The organism is Planktothrix sp. FACHB-1365 (genome assembly GCF_014697575.1).
In the GTDB taxonomy this organism is placed as follows: domain Bacteria; phylum Cyanobacteriota; class Cyanobacteriia; order Cyanobacteriales; family Microcoleaceae; genus Planktothrix.
Map to the genome: position 1 here is coordinate 1 of NZ_JACJSC010000027.1, position 26,352 is coordinate 26,352.

Consider the following 26,352-nt stretch of genomic DNA (forward strand, 5'->3'; position numbering starts at 1 on the left):
AACTCAAAAGAAGATGGATACTCTGATGATAACAGACAATTAGACTAGGAGCCGTGTGCGGTGAAAGTCGCAAGCACGGTTCTGAATGGGAGTCGGGGGTTGTAAAGCCCCCCTCGACCCCTAATAAAGATGATGTTAACATTAACCTTTTAAGATTTCCATCAAATGTATTCTGGCTTGAATAATTAAGGAGATAGCTGTGAACCAAGAGCGGTTCAGAACTCTACAAATCAAATTTTCAGGTTTGAGTAACTGGCTCATTACATTAGCTGTAATTGGCATTCTGATCTCCATTGGTCTAGGCTGGTTAGTCAAGGGTGTTCTAATTTTAATTGCCGTGATTGTCATTAGTCCTATTTTGGTGATCTGGGGTGTCCAGTGGTGGTTAAAACGTAATCTCATTCAAGGTCAATGTCCCGTTTGTAGTCATGAATTTCCCGCTTTGAATGCCACCCAATGTCAATGTCCAAACTGTGGAGAACTGCTAAAAGTTGAGGAGGGACGTTTTAGTCGGTTAACACCCCCAGGAACCATTGATGTGCAAGCGGTTGATGTTTCCGTTCAACAGCTAGAAGAGTAAATTCATTGAAGACAACAGAGGAGAATAAATTTATGGCTGAAGAGAGAACCTCTATTTTAGTCACCGGAGGAGCAGGTTATATTGGTTCCCATACTGTTCTAGCGCTGGAACGTTCGGGTTATGATGTCATTATTCTCGATAATTTAGTTTATGGGCATCAAGATTTAGTAGAAAGGGTCTTAAAAACTGAATTAATTATTGGGGATACCAATGATCGTCCGTTGCTGGATGACTTATTTTCCAGCCGAAAAATTGATGCGGTTATGCACTTTTCAGCCTACGCTTATGTCGGAGAATCCGTAACCCACCCTGATAAATATTATCGCAATAATGTGATTGGAACCTTAACGCTGTTAGAAGCGATGAAAAACGCTGGAATTAATAAATTTGTGTTTTCTTCTACCTGCGCTACCTATGGGGTTCCTGATGTTGTTCCGATTCCTGAAGACCATCCCCAAAACCCGATTAATCCCTATGGGGCTACTAAATTAATGGTAGAACGGATTTTATCAGATTTTGATGTCGCTTATGATTTCAAATCTGTGCGATTCCGTTATTTTAATGCAGCCGGAGCAGACCCAGACGGATTATTAGGAGAAGATCATAATCCTGAAACCCATTTAATTCCTTTAACGTTATTAGTAGCATTAGGAAAACGAGACTCTATTTCTATTTTTGGAACAGACTATCCCACACCGGATGGAACTTGTATTCGGGATTATATTCATGTCACTGATTTAGCAACTGCCCATATTTTAGGGTTAGAATATTTATTAGAAGGGGGACAAACAGATGTATTTAATTTAGGAAATGGAAAGGGATTTTCCGTTAAAGAGGTGATTGAAACTGCGAGAAAAATTACAGGGAAAGAAATTAAAGCGGTTGAATGCGATCGCCGTCCTGGAGATCCACCCAGTTTAGTTGGAAGTGGAGAAAAAGCCCGCAAAATATTAGGGTGGAATCCTCAATATCCTGATATTGAAAATATTATCAACCACGCTTGGAATTGGCATCAAAAACGACACAGTTAATCTTGTAGAAAGCCCTTAAGGGCTTTTTTTTGAACAGTCATATCGTTTCAAAGAGGTTTTGTTTATGGACATTGAAACAAGTTACAGAACGCCTTTTAAATTAAAGCCAATAGGGATACTCAAACCTTACAAACCTTTGAGGCAAATCATCACGTTATTATCAATGGTTAAAAATTATAGGTTATGTTTGTGAGGCGATCACACCAACAAATACCTTTAGCAAAACTTCCTTAACAATAAACTCCACCACATTAATACTAACAGAATTTCCCAATTGATAATAAGCCTTATCATCATGATAATGTAGACAAAAATGATCGGGAAAACCTTGTAAACGAGCCGCTTCACGCGGCGTAATCCGACGAACACGATGATTATGGTAAACCCCTAACTTATTCGCATCACTGGCTACCAAAGTCACAGCAATTGATTCAGGATCTAAAAATTTATATACCTCAAATGAAAAATTACCACTAACAGGTTTATATTGATGATTAATAACTTTAAGATATTTTTTATTGACTAATGATTGAAGAATATCATCTAAATCAGGAGGATTAAAAAACGTAGCGATTTGAGCTTTCGTTAAAAGTTTTCCATCTTGTTCCTCCCCAAATTCTTTATTCCGTCTTTTCAAAATAAAACGATTCATTAACTCAATTTCCTGGGGACTACATTCTCCTTTTAAACCCAATTCCCAAGAGTGTATAGAGTTTCCCCCGCGATAATCAATTAATCTTTTTCCATGTAGCTTTTCTAAATCACCTTTCAAATGTTTTTTTAACTGTTCAATAAAAACAGGAGAACAATCATATTTAGGATCAGGATCATCTTCTAAAATTGTTTTGACGCTAGAAAATTGATGCTGTTGAAATAGAGAAAGTTGCTGGATATAAGAATGAGAATCCTGTGGCCCTGTATCAGAGATAATATTGAATTTTGGGGCTTGTCCTAAGACTGCAATGATGTAAGCTCTTAATCGATTTTGAGGTAAACCAAAATTGCAGCTATTCAATAAAAATAATTGAAAACTATAGCCTCTTTTTTTTATTTCATATTCTATCGTTTGAATGGTTTTACCTTGATCATTGGTCTGAATTCCTCGTACATTCTCTAATATTATAATCTGAGGTTTATTGGTATCTATTAATCTCATAATCTCAAAAAATAATGTTCCTCTCGTATCCCCAAAGCCTTCTTTTTTACCTGCATAAGAAAAAGATTGACAAGGAAAACCCGCCAGTAAAACATCATGTTCGGGTAATTGTTCAATTGTTCTAATATCACCTAAAGGGTTTTCTTTAAAATTAGCTTGATAAACCCATCTTGAATCTTGATTAATTTCGCTACTCAGTAAACATTGAGGTTGAAATCCTAATGATGAAGCTGCTGTTTCAAAAGCAAGTCGGATTCCCCCAATTCCGGCAAATAAATCAATAAATTTAAGGGTTTTCATTGTTTATATTTGCTCACTCTGGCGTTGACCTCACTTTATTTTTAACTTATTATTATATTCTTTGGTGTGACTGTTAATATATCATAAAGTTTGTTGTAACTTAGCATTATTACTATAATTTATTTTTTATTCCATGAAACAGTTTAAGCTTTAATATTACAGCCTAAATTGTCTCATGAATTTTTGATCCAGATAATCTTTCCATCGCCAAAATAACGAATTAGGCCCCATATTAAACCATCCCTTAGAAGCGAGTGCTTTTCGATCTCCTGTCCCAATTAAAATTAAAAATTCCTGTTGAGGGATAAAGGGTTTTAGGGGTTTTTCTTGTAAACTTCGTTTTAAATTTTCTAATAAGGGTTGACCTTGACGGACTGCAAAAACTCCGGCTTTGGGTCGGGGATAATTAACCATTGTGGCGATATCTCCGGTGGCGAAAACTTGGGGATGGGAAATAGATTGTAAGTTATCATTGACTAGAATAAATCCCCGTTTATCTGTTGTTAGTCCGGTTTGTTTTAACCAAGGGGATGCTGATGCTTGTGTTACCCAAAAAATGCGATCGCAGTCTAAGGTTAATCCTGATTTACAGCGAATTCTTTTAATCAAATTTTGAGTTGCTTCAACTTGATCAACGGTTTGGTTTAAGTGTAAATAAATATTCCGATTTTTTAGAATCGTTTCTACTTTTTGACTTAAGGACGGGTGACGTTCAGATAATAAGCGTTCACCTTGATGTATCAGATGTAATTCTAACTGATTTAAGGGTTGATTAGCTTGTTGATAAATTTGCGTGAGATGACTGTGAATATTAAGTGCTAATTCTACTCCTCCCGCACCTCCTCCAACAATTGCTAACCGGATTTTTTGTTCAGGATTTTGCTGAATTTCATCAACTAATTGCTGCCAATATTGCAAAAATTGGGAGATGGGTTTAACCGCAATAGTCTGTTCTCTTGCGCCGGGAATGGTTAAGGTTGCGGGGGTGCTGCCAATATCAATCGATACCAGATCAAAGGGAATAGGAGAATGATTTTCACAAATCACTAGATTTTTTTCTAAATCTAAATTAATGGCTTGATCAATATAAATTTTGGCTTGGCAAAATTGAGCTAAGGACGGTAAATTAATATGACATTGATCAAAGGTATAAAACCCGGCAATATAACCGGGTAACATCCCTGAATAAGGAGTTTTTACAACATTTGTAATTAAGGTTAATTCAACTTCTGATAAAGGATTGATCCCCCATTTTTTCAGGATGATCGCATGGCTATGTCCGCCACCAATTAAGACTAATTTTTTCATCTTTTAAATGATTTCCTGCTCTAATTTAGAAAGGGAAGGAACAGCCGATAATAAAGTTTGGGTGTAGGGATGTTGAGGATTAGTAAACAGGTCTTCTGTTGCCCCTAATTCAACAATTTTACCTTGATTCATTACCGCAATGCGATCGCATAAAAACCTCGCCACCCATAAATCATGGGTAATAAATAAATAGGTTAAATTAAACTCTTGTTTTAATTCTAACATTAATTCTAAAACTTGAGCTTGAACACTAGCATCTAACATACTCACAGGTTCATCACAAATTAATAATTGGGGATGAGTCATTAAGGCTCTCGCGATCGCAACTCGTTGTTGTTGTCCGCCGGATAATTCCCCTGGATAGCGTTGATAATATTCCTCGATTGGTGTTAATCCTACCCGGTCTAACATCGCTAAAACTTGTGTTTTAGCCTCCTCTGGTGTGGCTAATTGATGAATTAAAAGCGGGTCAGCAATACTTTCACCAACGGTCATCATCGGGTTTAAACAAGCATGGGGATCTTGAAATACCATTTGCATTTGACGGCGATATTTTCGTACCTGTTCACGGGATAATTGAGTTAAATCAGTACCTAAAAATTCGACACTGCCATTTGTTGCCCGAATTAGTTGTAAAATCGTTCGGGAGAGGGTACTTTTTCCACACCCTGACTCTCCGACTAAACCCAATATTTCCCCTGGATATAATTCTAAATTAATCCCATCAACAGCTTTAATTACAGATTTTTTTTCTTTGGAAAAAAGTTGTTGTAAAAAGCTCGATTCTAGGGTATAATATTGTTGTAAATTTTTAAGGGATAATAAAGGTTGACCCGAAGATCCAGGCGTTTCTAAAGTCGGATTTGCTTCTTTATTTTCAATATCCTGTAAATGTAACGCCGATTTTAATAAAGATTGGGTGTAGGGATGTTGGGGAGATTGAAAAACCGTTTGAGAGGCTCCCATTTCTACCATTTTTCCTTGGTACATGACAGCAATTTTATGGCAATATTCTCCAACCATCGCTAAATCATGGGAAATTAATAAAATTGCGGTTCCTCGTTGTTCACAAAGTCGAGTTAATTCCTTTAAAATTTGAGCCGAAACGGTGACATCTAAACTGGTGGTCGGTTCATCCGCAACAATTAATTTGGGATCTAATAATAAAGCTAAAGCGATCGCTACCCGTTGACGCATTCCGCCACTAAATTCATGGGGATATTGTGACCAACGATTTGCAGGAATTTTCACCGCTTCTAATATTTCTAAAGCTTTATTTTTAGCTTGAGAATTGGATAATTGCGGACGATGGGCTTGTAAAGTTTCTAAACAATGATCACCAATGGTCATCAACGGGTCAAGGCGAGTCATTGGGTCTTGAAAAACTAAAGCCACAGCTTCCCCGCGAAACTGACGCAACCGTTTTGCATCCATATCAAACACGGGTTGTCCTTCAAATCTCACTTGTCCTTCAATTTGACTGGTGTGGGGTAACAACCGCATCACCGCCCGTCCAATGGTGGATTTCCCACAACCGGACTCCCCCACCAGTCCTAGACGTTCTCCCGGTTGTAGGGAAAAGGAGACATCATTCACAGCCCAACTTTGCGGCGTTCGGGAGTGGGGATAAGCAACCCTCAACTGTTCAACATCAAACAAATTTGGCATAAGGTTACTGGGGATAGTGTTGGCTGGTGGTGGTTGAGAGTTCACTCACAAGGGACAACGGACAACCATTGTCTTGTATAATTAATATGGGGAACCCTGCACTTATATCATCAATTTTGACAATGATACAACAGCTTAAAACAAGATTAAATTGGGGAAACTTATTACCGGGATTCATGATTTCCCTATTTTTAACGGTTATCGTTGGATTTTGGACAACTCCAGCTTTAGCAACAGGGGTTTATCAAGTTCCGGCGTTATCCTCGCCCAGTGATACTTGGGTTGTGGAAATGGACGACGTTCTCAGCCGCAGTACGGAAGGACGTTTAAATAATACCTTATCGGACTTAGCAAAAAAAACAGGCTATGAAGTTCGGTTTTTGACGGTTCACCGTTTAGATTATGGAGAAACCATTGATAGTTTTGCTGAACAAGTGTTTAAAAAATGGTTTCCGACTCCAGAAACGGCTGCCAATCAAACCTTGTTAGTTTTGGATACAATCAACAATAATAGTGCAATTCAAACTGGAGAAAAAACCCAATCCTTATTAACGAATGAAATTGCTGAAAGCGTCGCCCAAGACACCTTAAAATATCCCCTTCGTAAAGGAGATAAATATAATGAAGCGTTTATTGCAGCCAGCGATCGTATTGCGACTGTATTATCAGGAGAACCTGATCCGGGTGCACCCCTAGAAGAAGATAATATTAACGTTGACAGTACCTTTAAATCCGCCGAAGAAACCAACGATACCAGTGCTACAATTATTGTTGTGGTTCTGTTAATCGTAGCAACGGTTGTTCCCATGGCAACCTATTATTATTTCCAAGGAAATCGCAGCTAATAATCAGTTATCAGTTATCAGTTATCAGTTATCAGTCTAAGCTCGATATCTAATTCATCTAAATAAAAATAAAATGCAATTTATTGATCAAGTTGAAATTGAAGTCGAAGGCGGAAAAGGAGGCGATGGAGTCGTTGCCTTTCGACGGGAAAAATATGTTCCGGCTGGGGGCCCTGCGGGTGGCAATGGTGGGAAAGGGGGTTCAGTGATATTAGTCGCCGTTGAACATTTACAAACCTTGTTAGATTTTCAATATAATCATAAATTTCAAGCGGGTCATGGAACCAGAGGCGGCCCTAAAAATATGACGGGGGCGAATGGAACAGATCGTTTGATTCAAGTGCCATTAGGAACTGTTGTTTATGATGCCAATACCGATGAGATGTTAGGGGATTTAGTTGAAAAAAATCAACAGCTTTGTGTGGCAGCCGGAGGAAAAGGAGGGTTAGGGAATAAATACTTTTTAAGTAATCGAAATCGTGCTCCAGAATACGCTTTACCCGGTTTAGAAGGAGAAAACCGACGGTTAAGATTAGAATTAAAATTATTAGCAGAAGTTGGAATTATTGGTTTACCCAATGCCGGAAAATCCACCTTAATTTCGGCGTTATCGGCTGCCCGTCCCAAAATTGCGGATTATCCCTTTACCACCTTAATTCCTAACTTAGGAGTGGTGAGAAAACCCACCGGAGACGGAACAGTATTTGCGGATATTCCGGGGTTAATTGAAGGTGCTCATTTAGGGGCAGGTTTAGGGCATGAATTTTTACGCCATATTGAACGAACTCGCGTATTATTGCATTTAATTGATATTACCGATAGTAATCCGATTGAAAATTATCATACCATTCAAGAGGAATTAAAAGCTTATGGCAGAGGATTAGGAGAACGTCCCCAAATTGTCGCATTTAATAAAGTGGATGCGGTGGATGTAGACAGCGAAGAAATTCAAGCCCTGGCTTCTCAATTGCAACAATTACATCAAAGCCCTATTTTCATGATTTCTGCGGTGGCTGGAATAGGTTTAGATAGCTTATTACAAGAGGTTTGGCAACAGTTAGATCAACTTTCGGCTTCAGAAAAAAATCAGTTACAAGTCAGTCAATTTTGACTTGACTATCAACTTGATATATTAACAATAATAAAGGCTGAATTAAAAGATGTAAAGGTTAATTTTCTATAAAATTTAGCCAACTTCTCTCTATTGTTCAGCTATTATACAGACAGTCTAACCCCAAAAGGAAAACTGATGAATAAAGCGAAAGTTAGCATCTTAGTTAGTGGAATGATGAGTATTTTTACTGCTGTCTATCCAGCCTTAGCTGAGAATTGGGTTTATATGGGGAAAGCAGATACTGGAGAAGACATTTCCGTTGACGCAGATAGTATTTATGCTGGAAAAGAAGGAAAGCGATTTATTTATACCATTGGAAATGAAACCCTTCACGCAGCCGCAAATTGTAATAACAATACTTGGTATGTCCTAGAATATGATACCACTTATTCGCCCCAAAGTAATGCAACTCAACAGATGTTAGTCTATGTTTGTCAATACTGAAGTTAAATCTATTAATAGTTAATTGAATTGAGTTGAGGGTGCATTTCTTTCTGGATCATAAAGCTACTAGACACTGTACAAATAATAGAAATTTGTTATAATTTATTGAGTTAACATTTATCCTAAACGCGATTTTATATCGCAGTAACTCACCCATGTCTTTTAAACTTGATCTCCAAAAACCTCCTAAATTTCTAACAACATGGGTTGCTGCGGTAGGTTTAAGTCTAACCTTAATTAATAGTCCTCTGACTCTAGCAGAATGGGTTCCTTCCCCCTTAATTGCTAGTCAACCTCAAGGGGCAAGTTTAACGGGAAAAAATGGACAATATACGGCTCAAATTATTGTTAATAGTTCGGCGGATACCAGTTGGAAAGTCTTAACAGATTATAATAATTTTTATCATTTTTTACCGAATGTGATTAGTAGCCATTTATTAAAGTCTCAAGGAAATCAAAAAGTCTTTGAACAGGTGTATAAAATTCAAGCCTTTGTTTTTAATCAAACCACAAGACTGCGTATATCTGCTACTGAAATTTATCCTAAACAAATTGATTTTAAACTGGTTGAAGGAGATTTGAAAGGGTTACAAGGAAGTTGGAAAATTGAACCCATTTCTGCAAAACAAGTCAGAATTCTGCATCAAGTTAATGTTGAGCCAGGTTCAACTCCAAGCCGAACTTTATTTTATAATGTTTATGAAAGTAGCTTAAAAAATACTTTAGAGGCGATAAAAAAAGAATCTGAGCGTCGTAATTAGCAATGAGATATATTGATTTGTTTTGTGGAATTGGTGGATTTAGAATTGCGATTAATCAAGCATTAACCGCTATAAATATTAATCCCAAGTGTGTATTTTCCTCAGATATTGATGCTGATGCTCAAAACATCTATCAGATGAATTTTGGGGAACAACCCGCCGGAGATATTACCCAAATTGCAGCAGAGGATATTCCTGACCATGATATTCTATTGGCGGGGTTTCCTTGTCAACCCTTTAGTATTTGTGGACAACTGAAAGGGTTTGAAGATACCAGAGGAACGTTGTTTTTTGACATTGCTCGAATTTTAGCGTCTAAAAAACCTAATTACTTTATCTTAGAAAACGTTAAACAGTTAGTTGGACATAACCAAGGAAAAACCTTAAAAGCTATTATTGAAGTTTTAGAAGAATTGGGTTATACTGTTGAATATAAAGTGTTAAATGCTTTAGATTGTGGATTACCCCAAAAACGAGAACGGATTTTTATTGTGGGTTATCGTCAACCGTTAACCTTTCAATGGAATATTCAAAAAATACCGATGAAACCCTTAACCAATATTTTAGAACCGCAAGTTTCAGACTTTTATTATGCGTCTGAAAAAATCCGTAACAGTCGTTTAGTAAAATATCAAGGAAAAATCGATACTGAACCGACAATTTGGCACGAAAATAAAGCCGGTCATATTAGTGCTTATCCTTATTCCTGTGCTTTAAGAGCCGGAGCATCCTATAATTATTTATTAGTGAATGGACAACGACGGTTAACGGAGCGAGAAATGCTACGTTTGCAAGGGTTTCCCGACGAGTTTAAACTGGTAGCTTCCTATTCAACTTCTCGTCGGTTAATTGGGAATAGTGTGACCGTTCCTTGTGTGGTTTTTGTGTTGAATTGTTTGTTAAATCAATAGAAACCCGGTTTCTGGGAGAAACCGGGTTTCTGGATGTCACCTATGGCCGAATGACACCTTTCGCGCTAGGCTTTAGGTTAATAAATTGCAACAATTGTGCGAATTCTGACGAGGAACCCTGCGTTGCATAGGGACGTCAGCAACAAGGTGCTGGAGTTCAGCATCCTGTTGAAACTGGAAACGATTTGTCTGTCTAGGAAACAACTACATGACTGCAACAACTGTCCGTACTAACTACGAAATTAAAGACCCCTCCCTGGCGCCGAAAGGAAAACAACGCATTGAATGGGCAGGACGTGAAATGCCTGTGCTGCGCCTCATTCAAGAACGCTTCGCCCAAGAAAAACCCTTTGCAGGTCTGCGGTTAGCCGCCTGTTGCCACGTGACAACAGAAACCGCCCATTTAGCCATTGCTTTAAAATTGGGTGGTGCCGATGCGGTGTTAATTGCCAGTAACCCTCTGTCTACCCAGGATGATGTTGCAGCAAGTTTAGTTGTTGACTACGAAATTCCGGTTTATGCCATTAAAGGGGAAGACGCCGAAACCTATACTCGCCACGTCCAGAAAGCTTTAGATCATCGTCCTAATATTATTATTGATGATGGTAGTGATGTTGTAGCTACGTTAATTCAAGAACGTCAAGATCAAATTCAAGATATTATTGGCACAACGGAAGAAACCACAACGGGAATTGTGCGTTTAAAAGCGATGTTAAGAGATGGCGTGTTAACCTTCCCCGCCATGAACGTTAATGATGCTGATACCAAACATTTCTTTGATAACCGTTATGGTACAGGTCAATCAACATTAGATGGAATTATCCGCGCCACGAATATTTTATTAGCGGGTAAAAATATTGTCGTTGCGGGTTATGGTTGGTGTGGAAAAGGTACTGCACTGCGGGCACGGGGTTTAGGTGCTAATGTGATTGTAACGGAAATTGACTCGGTTCGCGCTATTGAAGCGGTGATGGATGGCTTCCGCGTTATGCCGATGGAAGAAGCTGCACCTTTAGGAGATATTTTTATTACCGTTACAGGCAATAAGCACGTTATTCGCGGCGAACATTTTGATGTCATGAAAGATGGCGCAATGGTGTGTAATTCCGGTCACTTTGATATTGAAATTGACCTGAAAACCTTAGCGGCTAAAGCAACCGAAATTAAAGAAGTTCGGAACTTCACCCAAGAATATAAACTCAACAATGGTAAATCCGTTGTGGTGTTGGGAGAAGGTCGTTTAATTAACTTAGCCGCCGCCGAAGGACATCCGAGTGCGGTGATGGATATGAGTTTTGCCAACCAAGCCTTAGCTTGTGAATATTTAGTCAAAAATAAAGGCGAATTAGAAGCAGGTATTCATTCCATTCCCAAGGATGTTGATGAAGAAATTGCTCGTTTGAAACTGGTGGCAATGGGGATTAAAATTGATAGCCTCACCACCGAACAAATTGAGTATATCAATTCTTGGACATCAGGAACATAAATTAAGTTTAGGGTGAATTTCACCTCAGAAACCGGGTTTCTAAGTGATTTAGGGAATGAAATCAAACTTTTTCCTTCAGAAACCCGGTTTCTAATTTTAGCAACTACACTTTTAAAAAAGATTATGACTGAATGGATTACGAATACAATGGCTTCCCTGGGTTATCTGGGAATTGGCTTATTAATGTTTTTAGAAAATCTGTTTCCCCCCATTCCGTCTGAGTTAATTATGCCCTTAGCGGGTTATACGGTTTCCCAGGGAAAAATGGAAATGTTACCTGCTATTTTAGCGGGAGTTATCGGAACAATATTAGGGGCATTTCCTTGGTATTATGCAGGTAAATTCGTTGGAGAAGAACGCTTAAGACAGTTAGCAGATAAATACGGAAAATGGATTACAGTGTCGGGTGCAGATATCGATAAAGCAAATAATTGGTTTACTCGATATGGCGGTAGGGCCGTTTTTTTATGTCGTTTAGTTCCTGGGGTGAGAACTATTATTTCCTTACCTGCGGGTCTTAACGATATGCCCTTAATTCCCTTTCTGATTTATTCTACCATTGGCACAGCCCTTTGGGTGAGTTTCTTAACAGGTGCAGGCTATTTGTTAGGTGACCATTATGAGTTAGTTGATGAATATTTAGGCCCGGTTTCTAAGATTGTATTATTAAGTTTAATCATTTTGTTTGGACTTTGGGTGATTCGCAAAAATATGAGAAAAAGTGCAGAATAGTTGACCGTTAACAAGGGTTCCAGAAACCGGGTTTCTTACTATTATTTGGGAAATTATATCAAAATTGATACAGAAACCCGGTTTCTAACAGCTTAGTTTTAGGTTCCAGAAACCGGGTTTCTAACAGTTATCTCGGAAATTATATCAAAATTGATACAGAAACCCGGTTTCTAACAGCTTAGTTGTAGGTTTCCAGAAACCGGGTTTCTTACCCTTATCTCGGAAATTATATCAAAACTTACTACAGAAACCCGGTTTCTTAATCTCTACCTTTGAAACTTCTGGCGGAGTCGAGACACTAATAAATCTACTTCGGGTAATCTTAGAAATAGAATTAAGATTGCAAAAACCAATAGTCCGACAAGACCCGGAAGCACTAATTCCATTAATAATACTAAAAAGTCATTACTGCTAATTAACAATCTTAACCCTTGTAAAGTTGCCCAACTGACCGCCCCAGAAATAACACTAATAATCGTTAATCCCAAAAACGGTAAACTCCATTCCCGCCAAGGTAAACCATTTAATCTAATATGTAATAGCCATAAAAACATCACCATTGAGACAATATTAACCCCAACCGTTGCTAATACTAAACCGGGCGCGCCCCAATATTTAACGAAAATAAAATCTAATACCCCATTTAAGAAAATATTAAAAATACTGACTCTAAATGGGGTTTCTCCATCCCCTAACCCATAGAATACTCGGACTAATACATCTCGTCCTAAATAAAAGAACATCCCCACTGAATAAGCCATTAAAATCGAAGCGACAAACTCCGATGCTTCTAAATTAAACGCATACCGTTCATAAACTACCCTCACCGTCGGTAAAGCTAAAGCCACCATTAATGTACTTAAGGGTAACATTGTAATTGCCGTTAAAATTAACGACTGACGAATCCGGTCTTTTAATTCTGGCCAGTTTTCAGGATCTCTCAAACGAGCAAAAAGCGGTAAAAACGGAACCAAAATCATATTAGAAATGATTCCCAAGGGAGTTTGAACTAACAACCCAGAATAGCCCATTGCCGATGCAGCTTGAGGAATATAAGAGGCGAAAAATAAATCCGTATAGACATTAATTTGTAACATTCCTGATGATAATGTAGCGGGTAACATGACTTTCATCACATCTTCTAACCCTGGAATTTTAAAATTAAATCGGAGACGTAACGTTCCTAACCCGGATTTCCACATCGCCGGAACTTGAATTAACCATTGTAAAACCGCCCCGGCTAAAGTTGACCACGCTAAAACTTCTCCCCCTAAAACCATATATTTAGGACTATCAACATCATCTCCTAAAATACCAATTAATACCCCTAATCCTAAAATTAAAGCAGCACTGGAAAATAACGGACTAATGGAGGGCAACCAATACATATCCGCCGCATTTAACGTGCCAAATCCAATGCCAATTAACCCCGCAAATAACGCCATCGGAGCCATAATTTTTAACTGTTCAATGGCAATACTTCGGGTGGCTATTCCTTCCGGTGTTAGCATTAAACCCGGAGCCATTAAATCAATTAAGGGAGTGGCAAAAATGACTAATCCGACGGTTATAATTAATAAAAATATTCCGACTAATGTAGAAACCGTCTCGACTAAAACTTCTGCATCTTTGCGGTCACGGTTAGCTAACGCACTGACAATAGCACTATGAAAGGGGCCGTTAATTCCCCCTAATAATATTAATAGAAATCCGGGGATAACATAAGCATAATTATAAGCATCAATGGCTGGCCCCACACCAAAAGCCGCCGCCATCACTTGTTGACGAACTAAGCCAAAAACTTTACTAATGAGGGTGGCAACTGCAACAATAGTAGCAATTCCGACTAACGAACGAGAGCGTTTTGGTTCTTCTGACACGAAACATCCACAGGGGTTAAAATCCAAACCCTAGTTTAATCGGGAATTGACCAATATTCAAACAAGTTCATCATGGGTTCTTATTTGTATCGCTATCCATCCCTTGAGTCTGGGGTTTTGCTCAAACGTTATAAACGATTTTTAGCTGATATTCAGTTAAGCTCTGGGGAGGTCATTACCGCCCATTGTCCCAATACAGGGCCCATGACCGGGGTTTGTATCCCTGGAAACTTGGTGATGGTGTCTCACAACGCCGGGAAAACTCGCAAATATCCCTACACTTGGGAGTTAATTCAGTTAACCTCGGAGGTTGACCCCCTAAATAATCAGTTAACTTGGGTGGGAATTAATACCGCTTTACCGAATAAAGTGATTTATTTAGCCTTAATAGAACGGTTATTTCCTGAATTAGGAAATTATAGTGAAATTAAGAAAGAAGTTCCCTATGGAATCGATTTAAAAAGTCGGGTTGATTTTGTCTTGAAAGGTGAGGATAAACTGATTTATTTAGAAGTTAAAAATACGACTTGGTGTAAGGGGGAAATTGCTTTATTTCCTGATACGGTGACAGAACGAGGACAAAAACATTTAAAGGAATTAATTGAAATTGTTAAACAAGGCGATCGCGCCGTAATGTTATACTTTATTAATCGCGGAGATTGTACCGAATTTGCCCCCGGAGATATTGCCGACCCGGTTTATGGTCAACTCTTGAGAATAGCAATTTCAGAAGGGGTAGAAATCTTACCTTGTCGGTTTGAAGTTACCCCGGAAGGAATTCAATATTTAGGATTAGCAGAATTATCATTTGATGGGACTGATGGACTGCCTAGCATAGACACAAAAAAGCAATGATTGATTTTGCTTATTATTGAGTATTTCCTGTAGATCAATCTCAGGTTTTAATAAAATGAAACAAAAGAAAAACTTTATTTATATTCGTTGATAAAATTTAAGGCTAGACTTTGGAAAAAGCAATTATAATCACTCTCAAGGCAAGAATAAGCCTTCTACAAGAATGAAAAAGTTAGGTTCGAGGACTTAATATGGACACAAGTAGATTAGTAGCAGTCTTGGATGAAGCCATTTCCCAAGATCGCTCTCTTGAAGAAAAAATTTTTTTAAAACTGTTAAAACAGGTTTGGCAAGTAGATTGGACAGTAGCACCTTACGATGTCTTCATTCACATGATTGAGTGGGATATTCCTTATTTTTTAAGATTTATGGCGATTGATGAAGGAGACGAAGCTGAAGAACAACAGTTAATTCAAGATTGGATTGAATCACGGGTTCAGTTACGCAAGAAAACCACCGGCTATGAATGGAAACGTCAGATGGTTGCGTTGATTGATGAAGCTAATCACCTGCGGGTGGCTGCTAGACAAGAATAATATTCACTGAGGCTGCTGGTTAATAAAAAAATAATTTTTAACCCCTGATTGGCTTAACTTTATTTAAAACGTTAAGTCAATCTTTTTTATAAATTTTCTCTGTTTTTTAAGCGGTAATGTTATACTTTATTAATAACGGAGATTGTACCGAATTTGCCCCCGGAGATATGGCTGACCCGGTTTATGGTCAACTGTTGAGAATAGCCATTTCAGAAGGGGTAGAAATCTTACCTTGTCGGTTTGAAGTTACCCCGGAAGGAATTCAATATTTAGGATTAGCAGCCTTACCCTTTTTGTCCGGTCTTAGTAATCCTTAAAAACCCGCTTATTCTGATTTCTTTTGAGTATTTAAAACCTTCCACATCACGAACAATAAAATACTCAAATATCCGAATACTGCTAACCAGTCGAGGATGCGACTATCAATCGTGAAAGTTGTAGAATTCATGGGCCATAAAATATTGCTTAATCCGTTTTTCTGTTATTTATTTTTTATGACCTTTATCCGATTTACCCCCTATTAATCGATCCACTAAATCTTTATGATAATTGGGTGGAACCTTAACTACTTCACGTTGGGGTGGAGTGGGGGTTGGTGTCGTTGGACGAGAAACTTGAGTTTGGGAGGCGACGGGATTGGTATAGGGGGGACGTCCGAAGCCTAAAATAATTCCTGGAGTCCGGGAACGTCGCATGACTTCCCCCCCATTCGCATCATTGCCAATTCCTGTATTTCCTTCAATACTAATAATACTGCCATCGGATTTAACGGATTCCACAATGCCAACGTGATCCGCAATTCCATCTCCTCGCCAACAGAAAAATACCACATCCCCGACCCTGGCATCGTAAAACCATTGACCCCGATTTCTAAACCAAGACACCCCATCGGGACAGTAGGCGAATCCTTTAGCACTTCTAATCGGCAGGGGTAAACCAATTTTATCAAAACAAAAGGATACAAAAATTGCACACCAAGGAACGTAATTCATCCCGTACCATTGGCCATACTTATTACCATTACTACCAGCAGGATATTCCGCATACCCCACTTCACCAGCAGCAATCCGAATTAAATTAGCAGCAGTTGTCATTAGAAGTCTCCAAAATTTTAGATTAATGGGGATAAAGTAGGGGGATAGAGGTCTGATTTGTTTCTGTTTTGGCGTGATGGGGGTTACCCACTAACATTGTGTTTACCACTGTTCTAACATAAGTTCTAATGGTTTTTAGACCCTCCAGTCCACTTCAGGTTTTTTAAAGAATGATACCATCTCAATATGCCTCATTCTCCTCAAGTGCCTGATAATTTATTTCAGGGAAATTGACGGTTAATCCGACTTGATTTTTAAATTGAGGCTTGGCGTTTAATTTGTTCCCGTTCTATAGCTTCAAATAAAGCTCTAAAATTCCCCTCGCCAAAACCCTGAGCTTGTCGCAGTTGACCTTGAACAGTACAAATTTTTCGTTCAATAAATTCAAAGAAAAACGTCGGTTCTTCAAAAATCGGTTGGGTAAAAATTTGTAATAGCATTGCTTCTGGGCTTAAGGGTTCCCAATCGATTAAAATTTGATCCGCTTTTAACCGTTCCCAATCAATTAATAAGGGGGAATCATGCCAACGGTTTTGTAATTGCAAATAATATTCATCGGGAACGGTTAAAAAAGATAATCCTCTTTGTCTCAAATGATTAACCTGTTGTCCTAAATTTGAAGTTTTTAGAGCAATATGTTGAATTCCTGAACCGCGATTAATCTCTAAAAATTCTTGAATTTGAGAATTAGCTGATGTGGGTTCATTAATTGGAAACTGAACTTGACCTTGGGGATGAACCAAGACTTGACTATTTAATCCAGAACGTTCAGTTTGAATTTCAAAACTCTGTTGCGGTTGAAACCCTAAATAATTTTGATACCAAGAAATGGCGGTTTTTAGATCTCCAGATTGTACATTTAAAACAACGTGATCAATGGACAGTAAACCCGGAGCAGCGAGGGGAAATAGCTCAGGAAAACCCGGAAGCAGTTTTCCAGGGAAAGAGCCCGTTTGTTCAGTAAAGGTATGACGTAATCCTTGCCATCCTTCTAAGGTTAAGCATTTTAAAGTTTCTCCTTGATAGGAATAAGATTTTAAGGGGGAAATGACCCGAACGCCTTGTTCGAGAAGGGGTTTAATCCTTAATTCTAAATCTTGAACTTGAAAGCCAACATCTACCACCCCAGACGGATGAGCCTGCAAAAATTGCGCCACAGGACTCTCAGGAGTCAGGGGGGAAGACAATAGAAAATAAACTGAACCTTGGTAAACGATTTCGGTTTGGGTGTGAAAAAGGTTCCGACTCCCAATTCCTTGAAATCCTAAATTATGAATAAACCAATCCCGTGTTCGTTTGGCATCTTGAACATAGAAATGGACATGATCAAACTCCATCATTCAGCGTTCAATAAGCAACAATATAATTAATTTTAGAAAAATAAATGACTTTCGGGTTGAATATTAATTTCCATTGGAATCGCCTGGGGTTCTGCTGATAACGCATAAAGAATGGAGTTAGCAGCCGTTTCCACACTCAACATTTTTGAGCGATCAACTTTTAAACTAACGTTATCCCAAAAGGGAGTATCGACACCCCCAAAATAGAATAAGGTCACTTTAATTCCATAGCGTCTGACTTCATCAGCAAAACATTTACTAAACCCTACTAATCCAAATTTAGAGGCAGAATAGGCACTCGACATCGCCATCGAATGTTTGCCTAAAATCCCGACAACGTTACAAATATGTCCTGATTTTTGCTGTTTCATAATATTAGCAGCAGCTTGACAGGTATAAACTGATCCTTTTAAATTGAGATTTAACATCCCATCTAAATCAGCAGGTTCAATTTTATTCCACTGTTTTAAAATTCCGGCACCCGCAGCATTGACTAAGATATCAATTTGACCAAAATAATCGCTGGTTTTTTGCATTAAACCCTCTACTTGTTGGGGGTCGGTGATATCTGTAGAAACGGGTAATACTTCCGTTGTTTCTAAGTTTTTCGCCAAGGTTGCCAATTTCGTACTATTTCTGGCGGCTAAGACCAGTTTTGTTCCGTTTTGGGCTAATTTTTGAGCAACCGTTGCTCCGATACCTCCCGTTGCGCCGACAATAACAGCGACTTTGTGATTCATCATTCTTTACATTTCTTAACGATTGTTCTGAGTATAACAAATCTTGTCAATTTTGTAGAGACGTGCTAGGTTACATTTCTAGGGGGATTGTAATTTAACTCTCCAATCTTTATCGGTTTTTTCTAAATTAAAAGAATCGCTTAAGGTTAAGAGCTTTTGAAAATTGCCTCCTAATCTTAATTTTTTGATAATTTGAGTAATTGGAACTCCATATTTTCGATTGAATTGGCTGCCTAAAATTGATAAAGAAACATGATTTTCAGAAGAATTTAAGGTCAATTCCTGCATAATTTTAATTAAGGCTTTTTCCAGATCTTCTAAAGACTCAATCACAGGAAGTTGAGAGAATTCAGTTTCAGTTAAAGCCAAGGGTTGAGTTGAGGAAGGTTGAATCTCAAATAAGGTGACATAGCTGGGAGATTTCTCAGAAGGTTGATGAACGACAAAAATATGGGGATTTTTGACAAAGATATCTCTGCCTTGATAATCGGAAAAATGGGAAGCCACAACTTGGCTAACGGTTAAATGATAAGTATCTTTATACAAAAAGGCAACCCGATTCAGTTTAATCCATTGGCAATGAGATCGTTTTTGCTCTAATTTAATAATTTCTTGTAATTGCACAATAAATTGATCTAAAGTCGGAATGGGAGGAATGGGAGTTAAGGAATAAGTATTGATTTGACCTGTGCGGGTATTTAGCACTGTAATTTTAGATCTATTTTTACTCACTTGATAAACGGTTAACCCATGATTTTGTAAGGTATTACATAAATGAGTTAAGCCAAGATCGGAAGAACAAACTAACACTTCTTTTGCCGTTGGATAGTGAACAAAAATCGAGGAACCCACCGTTGACATTTTTAAATCTGCACTATCTTTGCCGGGGGGAACATGAATTAATTGATAACCCCGTTGATGATATTCTAAATCTTTTTTTCCCATGCTACGCCAATTCGCAAAGGCGACTTTAATTTGCATGGGATATAAGCAAATGGTTTCTAAAAATTTCTCCGTTTCCAAATCTAAGGGCAGATTTTCAACATCTAGTAATAAAATACTAATTCCGACTTCGCTGGGACTTCTGCCATTAAATAAACCGTGAGAAGGGGATTGATTCACTAAAGAATAATCCGCAAATAATAACGCTAAATCGGGGTCTGTGAGTTGTTCTAGTTTAACAATTAAGGATTTATACTCAGGAGAGCGTAAAAATTCAACACTGAACAAGCGGTTTAGATAGGCTTTTAGTTTAACAAATAGTGCCTCTTGATGTCTAGCTTGACTTAATCCTTGATTAAGCTGACGAATCAATGAGGATTGATATTCAGATTGTTGCCAAGGAATATGACGATAACGGGAGTTAATCCAGTTAGGATGTTGATGCTGAAAATTCACTAATGTTCGACAAACATAGTGACTGATGGCGGGAACAACAAGGGTTCCATTGTCTTGAATTTTGCTGGCTTGCTCGAACATAACCCTGACTTGGCTACGGGTTGTCTTGTGTTATTAAGGTTAGCACGTTTGGGAGAAACCCAACAGATAAGCTATCCCTACCACAACTTACGGTTGAGATCGGGTGTGGTGTGTCCCCCAGGTGGCAGATGTCAGGAGTTGCTGATTTCTACCTCGGTTGATTTGAGGTGAAATCAAGAGATTTTAAAGGCTTAAACAATCTATATCTTCTGCTAGAGAGAAAATTAAAGAAAGGGTTTGTGGGAAACTAATAACTTATTACTTATGATAGAGGAATAATTATTTTAATCTCGTTACCGTAGATTTGGATTAAAAAATAAAATCCTCTTGAAAATAGGAATAAATTAATCATGAAATCCGGCTTTTTTAGAATGGTTTCTAATATCCGTTCTTTTTTAATGCAGCTTCAAGTTCAACGTTTTTTTGCTGTGGTTTTAGTAGGCTTTGTCTTGCTGAACACAACGGTTGATGTTCAAAAATATGATAGAAGTAACCCGGTTAATAAGGAAAGAATAGACCAAGTTGCTCATCAAAAAGATTCCGATAGACCCAAAACGACCGGAGAATTTTTAGACGAAGCCGAAGGAGATGTTCCCTTAAATGAACGCTTCAAAAATATTACCAGAGATTCAGCAGAAGCCTTTAAAGATTGGGGTGAAACTTATTCAAAAGGAGTTCAAAACACGGGTGAGAAATTAAAAGACAATACCACAGAAGCAGGCAAAAATATCATTGATAAAGTTACACCGTAATTTATAGTCACGGTTGTTTCCAGCATTGCTTAAAAAATCCTTTGGAATACATTCCCCTGTAGGGGTGAGGAAACCTCGCCCCTACGATGCGCGGTAATGGGTACAGAGGAAGATTTGGGATTTTAATTACAAATTCCTATGGTTTGAAGGAATTAAATCCTCAATCAGAATAATCTGCCTTTTTTCATTAAATGTAATTTTTTTCTGATCTTGAAGTTGTTTGAGTAAGCGAGTAATAGTAACACGGGTTGTGCAACAAGCCATCGCTAATTCTTCATGAGTGAGACGAATATTCAGACAAATTCCTTCATCAACAGGTGTACCGACTTCCTTTTTTAATAAATGAAGTAACTGATACAAACGAGTGGCAAGTTGTCGTTCTCCCGATAATGCTAATAAAGCTTCAGTTTGGTGCAGACGAGAAATAATACCCGTCAATAAAAGTTGAGTTAAATCATGAGATGCTGCGACTTCAGCATGGGTAAAACTCATTAATTCAACTTGAGAAAACGCACTCGCTTCATAAATTGCTAGAGACGTTAATTCTTTACCAAAAGAAGCTCCTGGCCCTATAAAACCCAAGAGAATTTCTTGACCTTGGTGATTGAGGGTTGTTAATTTAACTAATCCTTGAACGACATACCATACCGTTTCTTGAGAAAGGGGAATTAATTCTCCTAAATGAGAACTGAGCAAAGGATAATTTTCCAGAAAAATCGTCCTTTGCTCAGAAGAATTAATCGGGTTTTGTTGTAATAAAGCAAGGCGTTTGCGTTCAGTCAGATCTCTTAAAACCCAATGAATACTAACGGGTTTGTTAGTTTGATCTCGGTTAATTTGGGTTATACAAGCGACATCTAAAGATTTTCCATCCCGACAGGTTAATCCGATTTCCCACTCATGAAAACAATCTCGTTCTTGTCGGCGAATCAGTTCTGAACGAAAGAATTGACGGTCTTGTTCACAGATATATAAAGATAAGGGTTTTCCCACAATAAATTGTTCAGGAATTCCCAATAGTTCTGCGGCTGCGCGATTTGCTTGTTGAATAGTTCCTTCTAAACTTGTGATCAAATAAGGTTCTGGAGCTAAATAAAATAAATCTTCATACCGTTTGCGTTCATGAACAGAAGCTTCTAATGCTTCTGCTAAAACCATATTCTTCTCTTGTAATTCCTCCTGAGCAACTTGTAACTCTTCCAACGCCCAACCCATCTCCATGACAAAGGTAGAACTTAACTGGGGAGTTAAAGCTTTGATGGGTTCAGCACCATGAAGTAATCTAGAAAAGCGATCTTGCATCGCCAGAACTTGTTTGGAGAAACGATTCAGATCCATGCCCATAGACTCTACGAGGTTTTATGAATCAAGACTATAGAAAATTTTTTCTTTTTAACATGACCTAAAGACAGAAATCTTGAGTTTGACTAAAAATCAATTCTGTCTATTGATTATTATTTATGATGATGAAGATTTGAACCATTTTAGAACATTTAACACAATATTGGCAGGAATAGTATGACCGCCCGCAAACTCTTGATAAACAACTTCATAACCCGCTTGTTGAATTTGGGGGACAATTTTACGACTACAAGATTGAATCGGCAAAATTTTATCCTCGATACCGTGAGAAATAAATAAACGAGGAGTACCATGAAGTTTTCCAGGTGCCATAAATCCAGGGGAAAACGCCATAATATGAGAAAATAAATCCCCATTAGTTAAACCCACACTTAACGCATAGGTAGCACCATCAGAAAAACCGGCGATCGCTAAATGAGATGAATCAATATTATAGTTGCTTAAAACCTGACTTAAGGCTAAATCCATAAAGGCTAAATCAACACTAAAATTCCCTCGAAGTCGATCCCAAGTTTGTCGGCGAGAATCAATGGCTAATAAGATTAATCCTTGTGATTCTGCTAAAGGGAGAAAGGGCATAATTCCGGCTTTGGCATTGCTACCCGCCCCATGTAACGTTAAAATGAAAGGAGCAGGTTGAGAAGGATGATAACTAACGGGAATAAAAACTAAGCCATCACGATTTTTATCTAAATTTAAAGGATATAAACCCAATTTATTACTATGGTTTTGCTTCATGGGTCGTGCTGATAAGTATCCGGTTTGAGTAGATGGGTTCATGGTAATTGTGTGGGTTTAGAGGTTGTTTAAGACACTGTTCTATAAGATCTGCGGCTCGTTTAACACCTCCAGCTTGGCGAATAGAATCCCTAATTTTTAAGGCATTTTCTGAATAAGATTTTTCCGTTAAAACCTGTTGAATCGCTTGTCGTAATCGAGCAACATTTAAACGGCTAACGGGGATGACTTCTCCGGTTTTTGTCCAACGAATTCGCGCCCCGGTTCCCGGTTGTTCAAAGGTAATCGGAATGGCGACTAAAGGAACCCCATAACTTAAAGAATCCATCACCGTATTCATTCCCCCATGAGTAATTGTTAAACTTGCTTTTGCTAATACTTCAACTTGGGGTGCATACTCAACGACTAAAGGAGAACCGGGTAAGGTTTTAACTTCAGTTTCGCTCATCCCCCCTCCATGAGTAATTACTAATTGAGCATCTAATTCTTGACAAGCTTCTGCAATTGATCGAAATAAATTAACCTTTGTATTTTGTACACTTCCTAAAGAAGCATAAATTAAAGGTTGTCCGGTCAAACGTTCATAAGGAAAGGAAACGTTTTGGGGTGATTGATTGCGAAAAGGGCCTGTATAGTAGAAATTTTTGGGTAAATTCGGAATCGGAAAATCAAAGGCTTCTGGTTGTTGACTAATATGGGCGAGTCGAGTTGAAGTTGCGCCATATAAATGAGGATAAGGCGGTAATTTCCACTGGTGTCGGTAATGATTAATTGTGTTTAAAATCGGTTGACAACTATAATCTAAAATAAAATAGGCAATTTGATTGCGAATTTTTGCCCAAGGTTGATTTTGATATAACCAAGGGGTAAAAAAAGGAGGAACATCCCCACGACGATGAATCGCTTGACCACAGGACACGACAATTAAGGGTAAATTGAGGTATTCTGCAATCGTTTCTCCCACAGGTTCAAGTTGATCAACTAATAAAGCTTCTATTCCTAATTTAGCGATCGCTTTGGGTGCATCTTGACACAAAATTTCTGTGAAGTGTTGACAGAAATCGACGGAATATTGCAGAGCTTTAATTCCACTTAATTGACCCAGTTGCTGAAAGGTTTCTGCTAACAGTCTGGGTTGATAAATAGACAGTCCAACGGGATAAAATTCTAAGCCTTCTGATTGAACTTTTTTCTCCAGATCAATCAGTTGTAAAACGGTAACTTGATGTCCTCGTTTTTGTAATTCACGTCCTAAAGCAGACTGAGGATTTAAGTGACCGGGATAGGGGGGACAAATAATACCAAAATGCGTCATAAATCATTAAGGGTTAGGAATGATAGATAGCAGAGATATACTTAATTTTGCAAAAAAAATACTATCACTGACATCATCCTTAATGTTGACTATTAGCGGTTAACTGTTAACCGTTGATGTTCACTTTTGACCTAAGTTTTATTAATTTTAACTAGATGGAAATTTATCAATATGAGCATTGGCTTTGAGATGTAACCAACCTGATGTAATTTCAAATTGATCGAGGGTCAGTGTTGTCCCTGCTTTTTCCAAATTTTTGAGATCAAGAATTTCGCTAAAGGTCGTAAAGAGATGGGTAATTTGTTCAGGAGGAAGGGAAGACGGGGTAGCTAAGGGAAACAGTTCAAGCAATAAGGTTTTGCGATCGCTATTAATTTTAGCAACTGCCATTACAGTGAGTTCTGGGGAGTCTCCCATTCCGTCTATTGGATTAATTTTAAAAGCAATTCTACCATTTTCTAGTAACTTTAACTGAACGGTTTGTTGCAATTTACGATGAAGAGCTTCATGGAGATTACCTTCATTAACCTCTAACTCTAGTTTACCTTCTGAAGGATGAACTAATTTAATTTTTCCCCGAATTGCACTCATGGGTTGAACCGTAACTTGACCAATATCTAATTTAAACATCTCTATTTGCAGAGGATTTTGCATTGTGAGATGATTAATTTTAATGGCAATATGATCAATATCTCCATGGGTAATTTTTTGCAGATTTGTTTCAATATCAACTTCTAATTTTTGTGCCTTAATTTGGGTAGAAAGGGCAACTTCTGCAATTTTATTCAGGGTTTGTTTTGCAAATCCAGTTTTTTCTGACATCATTTTTCCAGGGAGGGTAAAGGATTAAGGGCTGAGTTGAGGGTTGCGAACGTTGGGAAGTTGCCACCAAGGAACATTAGGATATTGATGGTGTTCTTGATGATAACCAAAGTGATAACAAGTCATAAACGACCAAAAAATTGGTAAGGAATTACTTTGAGCACAGTGATCATTTTGATATCCTCCTGGGGGTTCTCGATGGGTGAGAAAAGTTCCAAAATAAAACAATTGAAAGGAACTACAGATAAACGGAATGATCCAAAATAAAGCCAAATTAAGGATAGAAATATGAAATAAAAGTTGAATGCTATGGAATACAAATGCCCATTTAATTAACCGCCACCAACTCCAGTATCTAATCATAAAATACAGATACCAAGAAATGAGACTTTGATGCTCACCATCATGGAAGTCAGGATCATTGTCGCTGGCGGGGTAGCGATGATGCAGCCAATGTTTTTTGAGCAATTCTTCATAGGAAAATAATCCATAAAGCGTGACCGCAATCGACCCAATTAAATGATTTAGCTTTAGATTATTAGGATAAAGAGAACCGTGCATGGCATCATGAGCCGTAATAAACAAACCTGTATATAAAAAGGTTTGTAAAAGCAGGGCTAACCCAATTATAACCCAATTAGTTTGAGAGAGATCTAAAGATAAAAATCTGATGAAGCAAACTGTCCAGATTGCTATAATAGTGAGGGCAATCCATAACCCAGCTTGGGTTTTTGTTGTTGAGTTAATCTGAGCTACAGTAGAATTTTTATTGATTGCTAATTCTGAAGGAATAGAATCTTGGATATCAAGATAGTGGTAATCTAAGACTGAGGGATTAGACATAAAAAAATCTGTATTCTTATACACCATAAATAGTTGCTTTATTTTTTATTGGCTACACAAAATATTCAACAACACTGTTCTGAGTTTACGGAATTCATATCAAAAAACTGTCTATCAAAAGAAATAAAAAATAATGGTAATGCTTGGCGACCGATACTACTTGCAGCTTATTTATAATGATTGAGATTAGGATATCAAAAATAGTTATCATTGTATCCATCTAACTCAGACTGGTGGCAAAGTTAGGATCTAATGTTGAT

At 38.0% G+C, this 26,352-nt stretch carries 26 protein-coding genes and 1 pseudogene; 13 read left to right on the forward strand and 14 right to left on the reverse strand.

Going from position 1 to position 26,352, the window contains the following annotated elements:
* Positions 1–199: 199 nt before the first annotated feature.
* Both H6G57_RS22330 and galE read left to right on the forward strand, forming a co-directional pair.
* The gene (locus H6G57_RS22330) at positions 200–580 is read left to right on the forward strand and encodes a hypothetical protein (protein ID WP_190522616.1); all 381 of its coding nucleotides are present in this window, start codon (positions 200–202) and stop codon (positions 578–580) included.
* A 32-nt stretch (positions 581–612) separates the two neighbouring features.
* Positions 613–1,611, forward strand: coding sequence for a UDP-glucose 4-epimerase GalE (galE, locus tag H6G57_RS22335; RefSeq protein ID WP_190522618.1), 999 nt, complete (start codon positions 613–615; stop codon positions 1,609–1,611).
* A gap of 181 nt (positions 1,612–1,792) precedes the next feature.
* On the opposite strand, the gene dcm (H6G57_RS22340) is transcribed toward galE, so the two are convergent.
* From dcm (H6G57_RS22340) to H6G57_RS22350, 3 genes are all read right to left on the reverse strand, one after another.
* The gene (gene dcm / locus H6G57_RS22340) at positions 1,793–3,067 is read right to left on the reverse strand and encodes a DNA (cytosine-5-)-methyltransferase (protein ID WP_190522621.1); all 1,275 of its coding nucleotides are present in this window, start codon (positions 3,065–3,067) and stop codon (positions 1,793–1,795) included.
* A gap of 156 nt (positions 3,068–3,223) precedes the next feature.
* Complete coding sequence (locus H6G57_RS22345; protein ID WP_190522623.1) at positions 3,224–4,375, reverse strand: FAD-dependent oxidoreductase; 1,152 nt, start codon at positions 4,373–4,375, stop codon at positions 3,224–3,226.
* Positions 4,376–4,378: 3 nt separating this feature from the next.
* Positions 4,379–6,043, reverse strand: a complete 1,665-nt coding sequence (locus H6G57_RS22350) for an ABC transporter ATP-binding protein (RefSeq protein ID WP_190522625.1) — start codon at positions 6,041–6,043, stop codon at positions 4,379–4,381.
* Between the two features lie 122 nt (positions 6,044–6,165).
* On the opposite strand from H6G57_RS22350, the gene psb32 reads away from it, so the two are divergent.
* From psb32 to H6G57_RS22385, 7 genes are all read left to right on the forward strand, one after another.
* Positions 6,166–6,888 (forward strand): photosystem II repair protein Psb32, encoded by a 723-nt coding sequence (psb32, locus tag H6G57_RS22355; RefSeq protein ID WP_190522627.1) that lies wholly within the window; start codon positions 6,166–6,168, stop codon positions 6,886–6,888.
* Between the two features lie 73 nt (positions 6,889–6,961).
* The gene (gene obgE / locus H6G57_RS22360) at positions 6,962–7,999 is read left to right on the forward strand and encodes a GTPase ObgE (protein ID WP_190522630.1); all 1,038 of its coding nucleotides are present in this window, start codon (positions 6,962–6,964) and stop codon (positions 7,997–7,999) included.
* 138 nt (positions 8,000–8,137) lie between these two features.
* Positions 8,138–8,446 (forward strand): hypothetical protein, encoded by a 309-nt coding sequence (locus H6G57_RS22365; protein ID WP_190522631.1) that lies wholly within the window; start codon positions 8,138–8,140, stop codon positions 8,444–8,446.
* A gap of 155 nt (positions 8,447–8,601) precedes the next feature.
* Entirely contained in the window at positions 8,602–9,207 is a 606-nt protein-coding gene (locus tag H6G57_RS22370; RefSeq protein ID WP_190522633.1) for an SRPBCC family protein, read from the forward strand.
* A gap of 2 nt (positions 9,208–9,209) precedes the next feature.
* Positions 9,210–10,118 (forward strand): DNA (cytosine-5-)-methyltransferase, encoded by a 909-nt coding sequence (dcm, locus tag H6G57_RS22375; protein ID WP_190522635.1) that lies wholly within the window; start codon positions 9,210–9,212, stop codon positions 10,116–10,118.
* Positions 10,119–10,326: 208 nt separating this feature from the next.
* Positions 10,327–11,604, forward strand: coding sequence for an adenosylhomocysteinase (ahcY, locus tag H6G57_RS22380; protein WP_190522637.1), 1,278 nt, complete (start codon positions 10,327–10,329; stop codon positions 11,602–11,604).
* Between the two features lie 123 nt (positions 11,605–11,727).
* A complete protein-coding gene (locus tag H6G57_RS22385; RefSeq protein ID WP_190522639.1) occupies positions 11,728–12,336 on the forward strand; it encodes a DedA family protein in 609 nt (202 codons plus the stop codon).
* A gap of 266 nt (positions 12,337–12,602) precedes the next feature.
* Here H6G57_RS22385 and murJ read toward each other — a convergent pair whose 3' ends face one another.
* Positions 12,603–14,216 carry a murein biosynthesis integral membrane protein MurJ gene (gene murJ, locus H6G57_RS22390; protein WP_190522641.1) on the reverse strand — a complete coding sequence of 538 codons (1,614 nt, stop codon included), beginning with the start codon at positions 14,214–14,216 and terminating at the stop codon, positions 12,603–12,605.
* A gap of 72 nt (positions 14,217–14,288) precedes the next feature.
* On the opposite strand from murJ, the gene sfsA reads away from it, so the two are divergent.
* The 3 genes and pseudogenes from sfsA to H6G57_RS22405 form a co-directional block, all read left to right on the forward strand.
* The gene (gene sfsA, locus H6G57_RS22395; RefSeq protein ID WP_190522643.1) at positions 14,289–15,071 is read left to right on the forward strand and encodes a DNA/RNA nuclease SfsA; all 783 of its coding nucleotides are present in this window, start codon (positions 14,289–14,291) and stop codon (positions 15,069–15,071) included.
* Positions 15,072–15,262: 191 nt separating this feature from the next.
* Positions 15,263–15,607, forward strand: coding sequence for a hypothetical protein (locus H6G57_RS22400; RefSeq protein WP_190522644.1), 345 nt, complete (start codon positions 15,263–15,265; stop codon positions 15,605–15,607).
* A 110-nt stretch (positions 15,608–15,717) separates the two neighbouring features.
* Positions 15,718–15,924: pseudogene (locus tag H6G57_RS22405) on the forward strand (DNA/RNA nuclease SfsA); the annotation flags it as partial.
* 8 nt (positions 15,925–15,932) lie between these two features.
* Here the strand turns inward: H6G57_RS22405 and H6G57_RS29485 are convergent.
* The 5 genes from H6G57_RS29485 to H6G57_RS22425 all read right to left on the reverse strand — a co-directional run bounded on the left by H6G57_RS29485 (position 15,933) and on the right by H6G57_RS22425 (position 20,260).
* Entirely contained in the window at positions 15,933–16,055 is a 123-nt protein-coding gene (locus H6G57_RS29485) for a hypothetical protein (RefSeq protein WP_255528402.1), read from the reverse strand.
* Between the two features lie 37 nt (positions 16,056–16,092).
* Positions 16,093–16,701, reverse strand: a complete 609-nt coding sequence (locus H6G57_RS22410; protein WP_190522646.1) for a CHAP domain-containing protein — start codon at positions 16,699–16,701, stop codon at positions 16,093–16,095.
* A 254-nt stretch (positions 16,702–16,955) separates the two neighbouring features.
* Complete coding sequence (gene hppD, locus H6G57_RS22415) at positions 16,956–18,041, reverse strand: 4-hydroxyphenylpyruvate dioxygenase (protein WP_309236015.1); 1,086 nt, start codon at positions 18,039–18,041, stop codon at positions 16,956–16,958.
* 32 nt (positions 18,042–18,073) lie between these two features.
* Positions 18,074–18,784 carry an SDR family oxidoreductase gene (locus H6G57_RS22420; protein ID WP_375539549.1) on the reverse strand — a complete coding sequence of 237 codons (711 nt, stop codon included), beginning with the start codon at positions 18,782–18,784 and terminating at the stop codon, positions 18,074–18,076.
* A 75-nt stretch (positions 18,785–18,859) separates the two neighbouring features.
* Positions 18,860–20,260, reverse strand: coding sequence for a hypothetical protein (locus H6G57_RS22425; RefSeq protein WP_190522648.1), 1,401 nt, complete (start codon positions 20,258–20,260; stop codon positions 18,860–18,862).
* A gap of 350 nt (positions 20,261–20,610) precedes the next feature.
* Between H6G57_RS22425 and H6G57_RS22430 the strand changes: the two genes are divergently transcribed.
* Positions 20,611–21,012, forward strand: a complete 402-nt coding sequence (locus H6G57_RS22430; RefSeq protein WP_190522650.1) for a hypothetical protein — start codon at positions 20,611–20,613, stop codon at positions 21,010–21,012.
* A 126-nt stretch (positions 21,013–21,138) separates the two neighbouring features.
* Here the strand turns inward: H6G57_RS22430 and H6G57_RS22435 are convergent, their stop codons facing one another.
* From H6G57_RS22435 to crtW, 5 genes are all read right to left on the reverse strand, one after another.
* The gene (locus H6G57_RS22435) at positions 21,139–22,350 is read right to left on the reverse strand and encodes a PAS domain S-box protein (RefSeq protein WP_190522651.1); all 1,212 of its coding nucleotides are present in this window, start codon (positions 22,348–22,350) and stop codon (positions 21,139–21,141) included.
* A gap of 120 nt (positions 22,351–22,470) precedes the next feature.
* Positions 22,471–23,154 (reverse strand): alpha/beta hydrolase, encoded by a 684-nt coding sequence (locus H6G57_RS22440; RefSeq protein WP_190522653.1) that lies wholly within the window; start codon positions 23,152–23,154, stop codon positions 22,471–22,473.
* Positions 23,096–24,427, reverse strand: coding sequence for a glycosyltransferase (locus H6G57_RS22445; RefSeq protein ID WP_190522655.1), 1,332 nt, complete (start codon positions 24,425–24,427; stop codon positions 23,096–23,098). Before H6G57_RS22445 ends, H6G57_RS22440 begins: the two co-directional genes overlap by 59 nt.
* Positions 24,428–24,574: 147 nt before the next feature.
* Complete coding sequence (locus H6G57_RS22450; protein WP_190522657.1) at positions 24,575–25,249, reverse strand: DUF2993 domain-containing protein; 675 nt, start codon at positions 25,247–25,249, stop codon at positions 24,575–24,577.
* Between the two features lie 24 nt (positions 25,250–25,273).
* Positions 25,274–26,092, reverse strand: coding sequence for a beta-carotene ketolase CrtW (crtW, locus tag H6G57_RS22455; RefSeq protein ID WP_190522659.1), 819 nt, complete (start codon positions 26,090–26,092; stop codon positions 25,274–25,276).
* Positions 26,093–26,352 lie beyond the last annotated feature (260 nt).